This is a genomic window from Maribacter sp. TH_r10 (assembly GCF_033101095.1).
GTDB classification, from domain to species: Bacteria; Bacteroidota; Bacteroidia; order Flavobacteriales; family Flavobacteriaceae; genus Maribacter_A; species Maribacter_A luteus.
In genome coordinates, this window is record NZ_JAWMPY010000001.1 from 218736 (window position 1) to 232691 (window position 13956).

A 13956-nucleotide genomic window follows, 5' to 3' on the forward strand; every position below is an offset into this window, starting at 1 on the left:
ATTTTTTATTAAAAACCAATTTTTAGACCCATGGAATAGCTTTCGGTCAAAGGAATCCCTTTACCTGAGAATCCATAAATGTTACTTCCTGCGCTATATGCACTTCCTTCTGGGTCGTAACCATCATAAGGGGTCCATAACAATATATTATTGGCACTGACACTAAACACCAAATTATCGAAAAGATCCTTTTTCCCAAATAATTGTGTAAAGTCATAACTAAGTCCTATACTCCTTAACTTTACCCATGACGCATCTTGCAGGTAGTTTTCCGCAGCACCTGTAAAATATGTCCAGCTTCTGTAATAACTTTCATCCAAACCATATGCGGTCGGTGTTGTATTGGGAACATAGGTACCAGGGGAATTAGGGTCTTCCATAACCCCATCGAATACATAATCGTCTATATTTCTATATTCTGTAACTTTACTTGTGCCGTTACGAATCATGTTTCGTCTTGCCCAACTGTATTTATCCCCTCCTTCCTTCCATTCAATTAAGAAATTGAGTCCTAAATTTTTCCATTTGATATTAGTGCCCAGAGACATTATAAAATCAGGTAATGCGTTCCCGACGATAACATAACCTTCACTATCATCTATCTCTGGATAGCCCTCGGAATTAATAAAAAGCTCCCCGTCAACATAGGTCCAATTGTATCCATAAAGGGATCCCATTTTATCTCCCTCCTTGACCCTAAGGTACAATTCAGGAGCCCCATCACTGGCAAAAGTCACACTTTCTACATCATCGGGTAAATCAATTACCTCCCCTTCGGTTGTTGAGAAATTATAGACCAATTCCACATTTAGGTCATCGGTTTTCACAACATCACCACTTACTAAAAGTTCGTGCCCCCAATTTTTATAGTCCCCTGCATTTCTTGTGACCGAGGACAAACCTGTTGAATAGGCCATATTCACATCGAATATCTGGTTATTGACCTTTGAGGTGAAGTAAGAATAATCGAACCGCAACCTGTTTTTGAAAAACCTGAGATCCGTACCAACTTCCCATGTCCTTGTTCGTTCAGGAACAAGGTTCAAGCCCGTACTGGTACTTGACCTAAACCCCCCTACACCATCAAAAGGAAAATCCCCATCGGCTACGAAATAGTGCCCACTATCACCAAAACCAGGTCCTTTACCTACTTCTGCCCATGAAGCCCTTAATTTACCAAAGGATAAAATGGTACTTTCCGAAGCTATATCCTCAGAAAACAAATAGGCACCACTTACCGATGGGTAAAAGAACGAACGGTCTTCTTGGGGAAGTGTGGACACCCAGTCATTTCTTCCGGTAAATGTCACGAACAACTTATCTAAATACTCTAACTTCAATTCTCCGAACAAACCAACGTTACGAACTTGGGTGACACTATTTGAATTATCCAAAATGGTAGCATTACTAATATCATTATAATGCGCAATATTCAAATTTTCACCATACATACGGTCATAGTTGCTTTTGGTATCCGAGATTTGATTACCCAAAGAAAATGTGGTGTTGAAATCTTCGCTCCAATCCTTGGTCATAGTTGCCAAAAAATTAGATTCAATACCTGTAAAAAGTATGTTTTCATTTACTATAAAACCACCAACCTGAGAGCCTGTATCCAATTCAGGTGGAACAAAACGATTACGATGGTCAGAGTAATTGTCTATTTGTGCTTGATAGGAAAAATTAAGCCACTCCAAAGGGCTCCAATTAAAGGTAACATTACCGATCCATCTATTCACATCATCTGTCAAGGCACTAACTTCGGCAAAATAACGGGGGTTATCGATCCAAGGCGTGTAATTACGTTGAGTGCCATCAGCATTTTTATAATCATTCATGTCAAACGTTGGTGAATAATAAGCCAAAGAACTTATAATCGACTTGTCACCACCATTCGCCCTACGCCCTCCGGAATTCGTGAATTGTACCGATGAACTTATCTTGAAATTGTCGGTTACCTTATATCCTCCCTTAAACCTGAAGGATAACTTGTCATAATCCGAGTTTGGTACAATACTCTGATCGCTACTGTTTCCTACTGAAAAGAAGTAATCGAACTTATCATCTGCACCACTGATGTTAAAGTTCACTTGAGTATTGATTCCTGTAGAGAACAAATCATCAAAAATATCATGGAATTTATCATTGCTCAAATCCAATACGGTATCATCATCATATTGAAAAGTATCAACTGAGTATTCAGGGCCAAAAGAATAGAATGGTGTGCTGCTACCGGTTAAGGTATAACCCGTTTCCGTATCTGGTGTATAAAGCACTCTGGGTGAACCAAGATAACCTTCCCTATATTTTGTCTGTAATTCCGGTACTTTGGTCACATTTCTAAAGGTGGTGTTCATGGTAACATTAATCCTTGCCTTGCCGAACTTCCCTTTTTTAGTGGTAATGATAATTGCGCCGTTTGCAGCCCTAACACCATAAAGGGCGGTTGCCGCTGCACCTTTAAGCACATTATAACTTTCGATATCCTCAGGGTTTATGTCGCCCGACCTACTGGAAAAAGCAAATTGCTCAGAACTACTTGGTGCATTAGAACCTGCACTTGGCAACACATTCCCCGATATATTATCGTTGTTGATTGCTAAACCATCTACAATAATCAACGGCTGGTTATTTCTCCCAGGATTAATGGAAGAAATTCCCCTAACCAAAATATCAACACCTCCACCGGCCGAACCCGAAGCCCGGTTGATCTGCACACCCGCAACACGGCCTTGCAAAGCCTCAACGGCACTTACCTGACCAGCTAAAATAACATCCTCTGTATTTACCTTGGTCACGGAATAGCCCAAGGACTTTTCCTTTTTTTCTACACCAAAAGCCGTTACCACAACTTCGTCCAGTTCATTAGTGTCCTCTTCCAACGTAACGTCCAATCGATTCCCTGTCACCTCGATTTCCTTGCTGGTAAATCCTAAATAGGAAAAAACCAGAATCTCACCCTTAGAGGCCGCAATCTGAAATTTGCCGTCAAAATCGGCCGAAGCACCTCGCTGTGTTCCTTTTACCTGAATATTTACCCCAGGCAATACATTTCCGGCACCATCAACTACAGTACCCGAGACCATCATTTCCTGCGCCATAACAAATGATGCAATGGCATTTAAAAAAACAAGAAAGAATAGAATAGTTCTTTTTCTCATAAATATTTTAGTTTGATTAACACTCTAAGCTAGTAATTAATCAAACTTTTCTTAAATTATTTACGATATAAGTTGTGTGGGAAAATGTTAATTCAACAATAGATAATATTGCTTCATTTATTAACAATACTCAATAAAAAGAAGGGGGTAATCTTAAATTATTGTTAATTGGTTTTCCAAACCCTTGTAGGCAATTTGAACATCCGTTTCTTAATGGAAAGTATACCCCTAAATAATGGATACTTTTATTAAATAAATATTCTATTTAAATAACCATTTATAAACATCGTTACCATTTGCAAAAAGCAATAGTGCTATTAATATAAAGAACCCGATCATCTGGGCATATTCTAAAAATTTGTCGCTCGGTTTTCTTCCCGTAACCATCTCATAGAGTAAAAAGGCTACATGGCCACCATCCAATGCAGGTATAGGTAGAATGTTCATAAAGGCCAATATAATGGAAATAAATGCCGTTGTGTTCCAAAAGACAGGCCAGTTCCAACTTTCGGGGAACAAACCACCAATGGCTGCAAAGCCACCAACTTCTTTATAAGCCCCCGTATCCGGATTGAATATTTTCTTCATACCCTTTATATAGGTACTCAAGGTTGAGACACCTTTGTCAACTCCTGCTGGAATCGACTCCAAAAAGGAATATTTCCTCGTTTTTATATCAAAATAACCCCTTTCCGCATAGTCCTCCATGGTCAATCCGCCAATATGAACCCCAATGGTTGCCTCATCGCTCACCTTTGTGTTCAAATCAACAAGATCACCACCTTGCCTTTTTACGGTTACCACGACCTCCTTACCTTTATTAGCCTCTAAAATGGGTTTTACCTGATCTACATAAGATACTGCTGTACCGTTTACCTTTATAACCTCATCGAAAGCCTGGAAACCAACATCTTTATTCAACGAACCTTCTGCAACATCCTTAATGATAAAAGGCAACCTATAACTTAAAAAACGTACTTTTTCCTTGTCCTCTGACAGGGTAGCGATAAAATCAACAGGTATTTCCTGTTCAAAAGTATCCCCATCCCGCACAACGGTCATGGTCTCACCATAAACGATTTCGGGCAATATATTCCTAAAGGCCTCTATCTTGTTACCATCTACAGCAATGATCTTATCCCCGGTTTGCACACCTAATTTATCACCAAGGGATTTTTCGGTCACTAAAAACCCATCTTTTAAACTATCTGCAGGTACATATTCATCGCCATAGGCAAAAGCGAGTCCCACGTAGATAATTACGGCCAAAATAAAGTTTACCGTAACCCCACCCAACATAATGATCAAACGCTGCCAGGCCGGTTTGCTTCGAAACTCCCATTCTTTGGGTTCTTCTTTCATAGCTTCGGTATCCATACTCTCATCAATCATACCGGCAATCTTCACATACCCCCCAAGAGGCAACCAGCCGATACCGTAAACGGTTTCCCCGATTTTTTTCTTGAAAAGTGAAAATTTAATATCGAAAAAGAGATAGAATTTTTCAACCCTGGTCTTAAAAATCTTTGCTGGAATAAAATGTCCTAGCTCGTGGAGCACTATTAAAAGGGACAGACTTAAAAAGAATTGAATAATTTGTATTACTATCGGACTCATTTATTATTTCTAAAATTGATCGCACAAAAGTACGCTTTTACAAGGTCTTACAAAAAGAAACTGTTAGAGCTACTTCCATTTTGTGAAATATTTAGCAGCATCGACACCCCCAATATTTGATAACCGCAGTAGACTAATGTACCTTTGAAAAAAAAATCATGCGTTCCTTTTTCGGTAAATACAAACTCTTTGCCATTGTGTTTTCGATCATATCGATCATCATTATGGTGCTCTTCTACAAAGCCCTTCAACCCAAAAAAACGTTGACCATTTACCAGCCTACAATGGTTAATCCAGAACTTGTTGACAGCACTTTGCAGCATGTAAAGAAATACCACACCGTGGCGGACTTCTCGTTAACCAATCAAAATGGAAAGACCATTACCCAAAAAGATTATGAAGGTAAAATCTATATTGCCGATTTTTTCTTTACCACCTGTCCCACCATTTGCCCTATCATGACAAAGAATATGGCCGGTATACAGGAATTAATCAAAGAAGACGATGATGTTCTTCTTCTTTCGCACTCGGTAACCCCTGTAATCGATTCCGTTGCCCAATTAAAGAAATACGCTATGGAAAAAGGGGTTGATGATACTAAATGGAATTTGGTCACTGGTGATAAAAAACAGATTTATGAACTGGCACGAAAATCATATTTGGCCGTTAAGACCGATGGGGATGGTGGCCCGTTTGATATGATCCATACCGAAAACTTCATATTAGTCGACAAGGAACGTAGGATCCGCGGTTTTTATGATGGTACGAAAACAGAGGACATCGATAGATTAATGGATGATCTTAGGCTATTGAAAGCCTCTTACTCAAAATAAAATCTTGGAAGATTTACATCGACTTTGGCGCTCTAATTCACTTTTTTCCTTTACTTTTGCTCTTACTTATAATCATTCTAAATAAAAATTGAGTACAAGCATTGCACATCTCAAGCGCGGGCAGAAAGGAGTCATCAGGGAATTTCCGGATGATCTTTTGCCCATTAAATTGCTCGAACTGGGATGCTTGCCGGGTAATGAAGTTGAATTGGTGCAAGTGGCACCATTTAAAGATCCTTTATATATCAATGTCAATGGCTCCCATATAGCGATACGGCGTTCCATGGCACTTAAGATTGAGTTGGATCTTATTGAAGATATCCCAAGCATATGAGTAAGCAAATAAATGTTGCTCTAATCGGCAATCCCAACACAGGTAAAACCTCGGTTTTCAACCAATTGACCGGATTGAACCAGAAAGTAGGCAATTACCCCGGGATAACCGTTGAGAAAAAAGAAGGGATCTGCAAACTACCACGAGGTGTAAAAGCCCATATAATAGACCTTCCGGGAACGTATAGTCTTAATACAACCTCTCTCGACGAAAGTGTTGCCGTTGAATTGCTTTTGAACAAAAATGACAAGGACCATCCTGATTTGGCCATTGTTATTTCCGACGTTGAAAACCTAAAACGGAATCTGTTACTGTTTACACAAATCAAGGACCTGAAAATACCAACCATTCTGGTCATAAACATGGCAGATAGAATGGCTCGCAAGGGAATTTCAGTGGATATTGAACTACTGGAAAAAAAGTTGGATACCAAAATTGCCTTGGTAAGCACCCGAAAGAAAATAGGCATAGAAAGGTTAAAAGAGTTGATAGCCGACTATAAGAACCTATCGATTGCACCAAATGTGGATACAACGGTAATCGCCCCAGAGTATTTTAAAAGTTTGCAGGAAACATTCCCCAAGGAAGACCTATACAAGCTTTGGCTCGTTATCACGCAAGACGTGAACTTTATGCCTTTGGAAAAAAATCTGGTGAAAGATGCTTCATCATTCAATACCAAATCAAAATCTGAACTTAAGAGGCTACAACAAAAAGAGACCATAAAAAGGTATCAATTCATCAATTCCATTTTAAAAGAGACTTATAAAGTCGATATCAATGCTGCCAAAGGAATTAAGGCCACTCTTGATAAAATATTGACGCATAAAATATTCGGCTACCTGATTTTCTTGGTTATTTTAATGACGATTTTCCAAGCGATCTATGACTGGAGCAGTATTCCGATGGATTTTATTGATGAATCTTTCGCAGCGGCCAGTGAATGGGTAAAGACATCATTACCCCCTGGAATGCTGACCGATCTCATAGCTGAAGGCATCCTTTCGGGAATCGGTGGAATCGTCATATTCATTCCTCAGATCGCATTCCTGTTTTTGTTCATTTCACTCCTGGAAGAATCCGGATATATGAGTAGGGTCGTTTTCCTGATGGACCGTGTAATGCGACCATTCGGTTTAAGCGGTAAGAGTGTTGTCCCATTAATTTCGGGTACGGCATGTGCCATACCTGCCGTAATGGCAACAAGGACCATCGAAAATTGGAAAGAACGACTAATAACCATCTTGGTCACTCCCTTTACTACGTGTTCTGCACGGCTTCCTGTTTATCTTATCATCATAGCATTGGTCATTCCCGAAGGTCGCTTTTTAGGGTTAGGATACCAAGCCATGACCTTAATGCTTTTGTATTTAATAGGATTCGGCGGCGCGATAATTTCAGCGATGCTCCTGAATAAAGTGTTGAAGATCAAAAGCCGCACTTTTTTCGTTATGGAAATGCCCAATTACAAACTCCCTTTGTTGAAAAACGTAATATATACGGTATGGGAAAAAACAAAAAGCTTTGTATTTGGGGCAGGTAAAATTATTCTGGCCATATCTATCATTCTATGGTTTTTGGGCTCTAACGGATTTACCGACAAGTATGAAAATGCAGAATCGATCATTGAAAAAAGGATACAGGACGAAGGCCTGTCAGCATTCAATCAAGAAAATATCGCGAACGATATTGCCGTATACGAAATTGCCCTTAACGATAGCATTGCAAAAAATGTATATAAAATAGGCCCTGCACAGGTTACCGATTCTATAAAAAGCTATCAGAAAGAATTGTTCGAAAAGGCCAAACATCAGGAAATAGCAAGCTATAAATTGGAGAATTCCTATATCGGAAACATGGGTAAGGCCATTGAGCCCATGGTTAAACCCTTGGGTTATGATTGGAAAATAGGCATTGCCTTGATCACTTCATTCGCTGCGAGGGAGGTATTCGTTAGCACCTTGGCCACCATTTACAGCGTTGGAAGCGATGAGGAAGACACTATAAAAAACCGCATGTCAGCTGAAATGAATGCGAACACCAATAAACCGTTGTTCAATTTGGCCTCGGGAATATCCTTACTACTTTTTTACGCCTTCGCCATGCAGTGCATGAGTACATTGGCCATCGTAAAACGCGAAACCAATTCATGGAAATGGCCTTTGGCACAATTGGTTTTTATGACTCTATTTGCTTATATTGTAGCATTGATCGCCTATCAAATATTGAAATAACATGGAACTGTTTCAACAAATAGTCGTTTATATCATCGTTGCATTGGCCATAGTTTATATGGTGGGTAAGTTCTTATTGCCAAATTCGTTGTTTTCTTCTAAAAAAAGTCCAAAAAAAGTTTGTGGGGAAGATGGTTGCGGTTGCCATTAAACCATAGGAACTACTCTTTTCTATCCTGCCCATTTAATTTTCTTAACAAAACCGGTAACTATTTATCTGCAAGGTCGTCTTGCTTTTATAAGGACAATTTTAAATATGTGATCATAATTCCCATAGGTCACTTATGATATATTATGAGACGAAATAGTCCATAAATAGGTAAATAAAAATAATTGACATTTTTTTAAACAATCTTGGGCCGTAGCTCATAATAAAAAGCTAAATATGTCATAAAGAAAATAAAAAATGAACGCACATTAATTCAAGTATGTGTTAGTTTGTTTTCAACTAATCAACAATCATCCATGGACAAAATTATTTTGTGGCTAATCGCCGCATTGCTCACCGTTGTTTGTAGCACCGTACAAAGTCAAACCCTTACCTCCCGAGTATTGGATTCCGTTACTCAAGAACCTATCCCCTACGCCACGGTACAATTGAACAAAAAAGGCGTAATCACTAATGAGGAAGGTAGATTCAGCTTTCTTTTAGATAGTACTGTTTCGGAAACCGATTCACTTTTCATTTCATGTATCGGTTATGCATCAATCGGAAAGCCATTGAAAGAATTCTCGGAGAACGTAGTTTACTTAAGTCCGAAAGCCATTGAACTAAATCCCGTAATCGTTTCCAATAAAAACTATTCCACAGATGAAATCATAGATTTGATAGAAGAGAATCTAGACAAGAATTACAACACCGACCTTAGTCAAAAAAGGATGTTCTTCAGGGATTCGTACTTTCAGAATTTCAATAAGACTGATTACACCTTCGTAAAATCCACGATCAAGGAACTCAACAAAAAATTCTTGGACAGTGTCTTGAACACCGTGCCGAAAAAATCTAGCTATTACACAGAGATACTTTGTGACCTTTATGGCAATACAGAGGAAGATAACCAGAAAATGGATATCATAAAAGCATCCGAACTATATGACAAAAGTAAAGAACTGGATTATGAAAAATTAGAAGAGAAGTTCAACGAGATCATAAAATCGAACATTAAAAGAGATTCCTATTTCAAGATAAAATCAGGATTGTTCGGCACTAAGATCAAGGGAGAGGATTTTGACGAAATATTCGAATCGGATATCGATTCAACCAATCAAGTCGCCTTGGAAAAAGAATTGGAAGAAAAGAAAAAAAGGGAGATTGACCGTAAGACCAATTTCGCAAAATATCGCAAGAACAGTATTGTGGACATGATGAATGACCTCTTTTATCTGGACGACTCACCGCTGAACTTCATCAGTAAGTCAAGAAAATACGATTACACCTTAAAAGAGTTTACCTATATGGGTGAAGATGCGGTCTACATCTTGGGATTTACCCCCAAAGGTTCGGCGGATTACCAAGGAACACTTTACGTAAATTCTGACGATTTTGCCATTGTACGCCTGGATTATGAAAACGTAAAATCATTAAAGAAATTCAATTTATTGGGCATAAGTATGAACCAATATCTAAACAAGGGTAAAATGATTTTCGCAAAATCAACCAACGACAAATACGATTTACGGTTTCTGGAACAAGAAGAGGGCACTAATGTAGGTATACGAAGACCGCTCAAAATCATAGAGAAAAACAAACATGTAAAGGGTCGAAACAAGCAAAATGAGCTTTTCGTAAAATTGGATATGGGTACGATCGGCACCAATAAACGAGAACTGATCGTATTCGATTCAAAACCTATAAGCAAATCCACTTACGAGGCATTCAAAGAAAAAAATGACATTCTACCTACCTATATGCCCAACTATAATCCTGAATTTTGGCAAGGTTATTCCATCATTGAACCCAACAAGGCTATTAGGGAATTTACCTCTGAAGAAGAAATTGCCAAATAGCCATTAAACAAGATTGACGATGAAGTTATAGAACAACAGCCCCCAACCTATAACCAAAAGCAGACCTCCCAAGGGAGTTACAGGGCCGATAAACGCCATGTTCTTTCCTTTGGATTTTCCTATGACCAACAAATAAATACTAAAAGAAAACAATAAGATCCCGAAGATAAAACAGTAGATCATATATCGTTGAACATTCGTATCAAGATTCAGGTTAAAACTTAATACCAACAATAGAATAGCATGGTACATTTGGTATTTTACACCTGTCTCGAAACTTTTTAATTGATCGTTGTTCAATGATTTTTTTAGTGCATGGGCACCAAAAGCACCAAAAACAACCGCTAACAAACCTAACAAAGAACCAATAACTTGAGCTAATAGAACCATTATTCCTATTTTGGTCCTAAGATATATAAACCTATTGAAGTGATGGTTTTCTTCCCAAACATTCTTACTAAAAAGAATGCGTCGGGGATATGGAACCATCTTTCTGAAGTGACATATAAACCGGCGAGGTCATAAAAAGTTGCTGCACCTGTTCATCCCAATTACGGGCAATATTGAAATAACTGGTATTGGTTTCTGCCATGATTTCATTGCAATCGTTACAGGTGTGTTTATAATCTAAGAAATGGTGTGCAAATTCATGGAATGCAACTACTTTGAGAATCTCATTATCCAACAAAGCGGCCCAACTGATATAAATGTTATCGATATTCCCAGAATTATCCCGAGAGACCATTCCCAAAACGGTATTATGTTCTTCCAAGGGTAGATTATTTACAATATCGATTCCTTGCAACTGAAATAGTTTTGAGTGGTAATCAATATGGTACAAATTACACTGTTCTAAGAATTCATTCAATATTGGCTGTAATCGTCCATCAACATTAACACTGTTTTGGGCATTCAACCCATATACCATTCCAAATAAACAGAGAAACAATTTTAATAAACGATTTTTCATACGCCCAAAATTTAGATTCACACTAGGTTATTACATATTGAAGTATTTTCAACGATTTACTATATAACATAAATATACTATTTATAATTAACGTAATCGTTATATTATTATTTCCATTTGAGCTCTTTTTAACACAATTCGATGATCTTTTCTTAAATTAATCCCAATAAAAAAACCTGAAGATAAATTCTTCGGGTTTTTTATTTTTTTGTGTTTAAATCAGCAGACTGAACCTTGCTTTTTAATACATCGAATAATCGTATCGTTTCTAAGCTGTCCTTGTAATTAAGATAAAGTTTGGCAGAATCCTTATACACTATTTTGATTTTCCGGTCGGAAAAGTTGTCGACATAAACATTCACTTTTTCATTGGTAAGGGAATCCTTGAACTCCCTAAAAATACCCTTTTCTTTTTCAAAGGCCGAAAAGCCATTCAACCGCTCCATTGGGGGAATCTTATCTACCCAAAGCACACTATCCATTTCGGAATATTTCAACTTCTTATAATAGAATCCCGATAGGATCTTGATTTGATCGTCCTCTATTTTGGTCCAATTCTTATAATGCATAAGAAATGCCATAAAACAGACTATGACCGTCAGTACGATAATAAGGTTCCAAAAAAGACTTCCTTGTTTTGCCATTTAATTTTTATCAGCACTTTTATATTTATCAAACCAGGCCAATGTATGGGCAATCTTCGTGATTAAATTACTCGGTCTATTGGCAATACCATGGCTTGCACTGGGTATTTCAACGAAAACCGTCTCTTTTTTCCTCAATTTAAGGGCATGGTACAGTTGCTTTGCCTCGCTGGGAGGTGTTCGCAAATCGTTCATCCCAACCATGACCATGGTCGGGGTCTCAATATTACCAACGAGCGAAAGTGGGGAAAATTTCCAATACCCCTCAAAATTCTCCCAAGGTTGACCTGGGTAACGGGAATTTGCGTACCCAAAATAATTATCTGCCACAAGTGTTTTACTGATCCAGTTCATTACGGGTTTAGCCACTACCGCAGCCTCAAACCTATTGTTCTTTCCGATGATCCATGCCGTCATTATTCCTCCTGCACTGCCCCCTGTGACAAACAATTGGTCCTCATGGGCGATGCCTTTGGCGATACAAAAATCCACACCGTCCATCACATCTTGATAGTCATCACCAGGATAATTGTTATATAATAAATTCCCGAATTCCTCACCATAACTGGTACTTCCCCTAGCATTGGGATAAAAGACAATATAACCAGCTGCTGCATACAATTGCATTTCCACGGAAAAACGATCTCCATAGTTTAAAATAGGTCCTCCATGGTTCTCTACCATAAAAGGATATTTTTTTGAGGCATCGTAATCTGGAGGATATACGACCCATCCTTGAATATCCCTTTGATCCACTGAAGATTTGTACCAAACTTCCTCGACCTTTCCCAAGTTTCTATAACTTAACAAGCCTTGGTTCAAGTCCGTTATTTTTACCGGTGATTTGGCCTTGGCATTCAGGATAGCCAAATCGGATGGATATTCGGGCCTTGTTTTCGTAAAAACGATCTTTCCATTTTTGGATACACTGAAAGAGCCACTGGCATAGGGTCTTCCTATAGTCGTACCTCCCATATCATCGGCAAGTTTCTTAACCTTTCCTTGAGCGGTGATATACCCAATTTTACTGTTGCCCTTATCATCAAATGAGAAATAAAGTCCTTCACTCTTACTGTCCCAAACGATATCGGATACACTTCTATCCAGTTCTTGGGAAACAACCCTTTGGTTACTACCATCGACATTCATTAGATATAGACGACGTACTTGATAAGTCTGTACTTGATCATCATATCCTATATAAGCAATGAATTTACCGTTTGGTGATGCAATCGGATACGAATCTGGACCTTTTCTATTCGTTAAGGTGGAAATGGTGCCATTTTCTACTCCTATTGAATAAATCTCGCTGTTTCTAAATTCATATTCCCAGTCGGCCGTTCTATTGGCAGAAAAATAAATCTTATCTCCTTTGGGAGACCAACTCAATTTGCCCCTATGATGAAAATCACCGGATGTAAGCTGGCGGGGAGCGCCCCCATTCGCAGGTATGGTGAATATATGGCTAAAACCAGGTTTTATATAGCCCCGACCATCTGCCTCGTGGTATAGTCTATCGGTTATCCTTGGAGCTTCGGCCCATTTGGCCCCTTTGGGCTTTTTGGGCATTTTGGCCACAACAGGGGTCTTTTCTTCCAATTTCATGGTAAAAGCCAATTGGTCACCATTGGGTGACCATGTCAAGGATCCTGGGCTGAATGGTAATTGTGAAATTTTTGCAGACTTACCGGTATTGAACCAGTAAATAAAGATCTCGGAACCTTCATCGGTACTGCTAACATATGCTATACGGTCTCCTTTTGGTGACCATCTGGGACTTAATTCGCTATTGTCCTTAGAGGTTAGCTTTTGATGTTCGGAGCCATCCGTCTTGATTATCCATAAATCACCAACAGACTTATCTTTCATCACATCCATCCGCATTCTACGATAAACGACCCACTCCCCATTAGGGGATATCTGGGGATCTGAGGCATATTGCAGATCAAAAAGATCCATATAGGTAAATTCTTTTTTTTGGGCATTCCCATTGAAAAGAATAAAGAGCAACAGTACTGTAATAGGTAGTTTTTTATAAATCATAAACTTGGAATATTTATAAGTTAAACTTAAGGAATAACCCCGACTATGCAAAGTGGATATGCCTATTCCTCAGAGAATGGACAAGATTTGGTTTTGTAAACCTTAGAGGGAAT

General features: G+C 38.6%; 11 protein-coding genes. 5 read left to right on the top strand and 6 right to left on the bottom strand.

The window, feature by feature from the left end; genetic code table 11:
* Positions 1 to 8: 8 nt before the first annotated feature.
* Both R3X28_RS00920 and rseP read right to left on the bottom strand, forming a co-directional pair.
* On the bottom strand, positions 9 to 3161 hold the full coding sequence (locus R3X28_RS00920) for a SusC/RagA family TonB-linked outer membrane protein (protein WP_317661721.1): 3153 nt from the start codon (positions 3159 to 3161) through the stop codon (positions 9 to 11).
* Positions 3162 to 3422: 261 nt separating this feature from the next.
* A complete protein-coding gene (gene rseP, locus R3X28_RS00925) occupies positions 3423 to 4778 on the bottom strand; it encodes an RIP metalloprotease RseP (RefSeq protein ID WP_317661723.1) in 1356 nt (451 codons plus the stop codon).
* 158 nt (positions 4779 to 4936) lie between these two features.
* On the opposite strand from rseP, the gene R3X28_RS00930 reads away from it, so the two are divergent.
* The 5 genes from R3X28_RS00930 to R3X28_RS00950 all read left to right on the top strand — a co-directional run bounded on the left by R3X28_RS00930 (position 4937) and on the right by R3X28_RS00950 (position 10186).
* Entirely contained in the window at positions 4937 to 5611 is a 675-nt protein-coding gene (locus R3X28_RS00930; RefSeq protein WP_317661725.1) for an SCO family protein, read from the top strand.
* Positions 5612 to 5699: 88 nt separating this feature from the next.
* Positions 5700 to 5945: a ferrous iron transport protein A gene (locus R3X28_RS00935; RefSeq protein WP_282055565.1), complete on the top strand. Its 246-nt coding sequence runs from the start codon at positions 5700 to 5702 to the stop codon at positions 5943 to 5945.
* Positions 5942 to 8179, top strand: a complete 2238-nt coding sequence (gene feoB, locus R3X28_RS00940; protein WP_317661728.1) for a ferrous iron transport protein B — start codon at positions 5942 to 5944, stop codon at positions 8177 to 8179. Before R3X28_RS00935 ends, feoB begins: the two co-directional genes overlap by 4 nt.
* A 1-nt stretch (position 8180) precedes the next feature.
* A complete protein-coding gene (locus tag R3X28_RS00945; RefSeq protein ID WP_282055567.1) occupies positions 8181 to 8330 on the top strand; it encodes a hypothetical protein in 150 nt (49 codons plus the stop codon).
* Between the two features lie 314 nt (positions 8331 to 8644).
* Positions 8645 to 10186 (top strand): carboxypeptidase-like regulatory domain-containing protein, encoded by a 1542-nt coding sequence (locus tag R3X28_RS00950; RefSeq protein ID WP_317661731.1) that lies wholly within the window; start codon positions 8645 to 8647, stop codon positions 10184 to 10186.
* A 3-nt stretch (positions 10187 to 10189) separates the two neighbouring features.
* On the opposite strand, the gene R3X28_RS00955 is transcribed toward R3X28_RS00950, so the two are convergent.
* From R3X28_RS00955 to R3X28_RS00970, 4 genes are all read right to left on the bottom strand, one after another.
* Entirely contained in the window at positions 10190 to 10576 is a 387-nt protein-coding gene (locus tag R3X28_RS00955; RefSeq protein ID WP_317661733.1) for a DUF423 domain-containing protein, read from the bottom strand.
* Between the two features lie 67 nt (positions 10577 to 10643).
* A complete protein-coding gene (locus tag R3X28_RS00960) occupies positions 10644 to 11156 on the bottom strand; it encodes a hypothetical protein (protein ID WP_317661735.1) in 513 nt (170 codons plus the stop codon).
* A gap of 200 nt (positions 11157 to 11356) precedes the next feature.
* Positions 11357 to 11800 carry a hypothetical protein gene (locus R3X28_RS00965; RefSeq protein WP_317661737.1) on the bottom strand — a complete coding sequence of 148 codons (444 nt, stop codon included), beginning with the start codon at positions 11798 to 11800 and terminating at the stop codon, positions 11357 to 11359.
* Positions 11801 to 13843 (bottom strand): S9 family peptidase, encoded by a 2043-nt coding sequence (locus R3X28_RS00970; RefSeq protein ID WP_317661739.1) that lies wholly within the window; start codon positions 13841 to 13843, stop codon positions 11801 to 11803.
* Positions 13844 to 13956 lie beyond the last annotated feature (113 nt).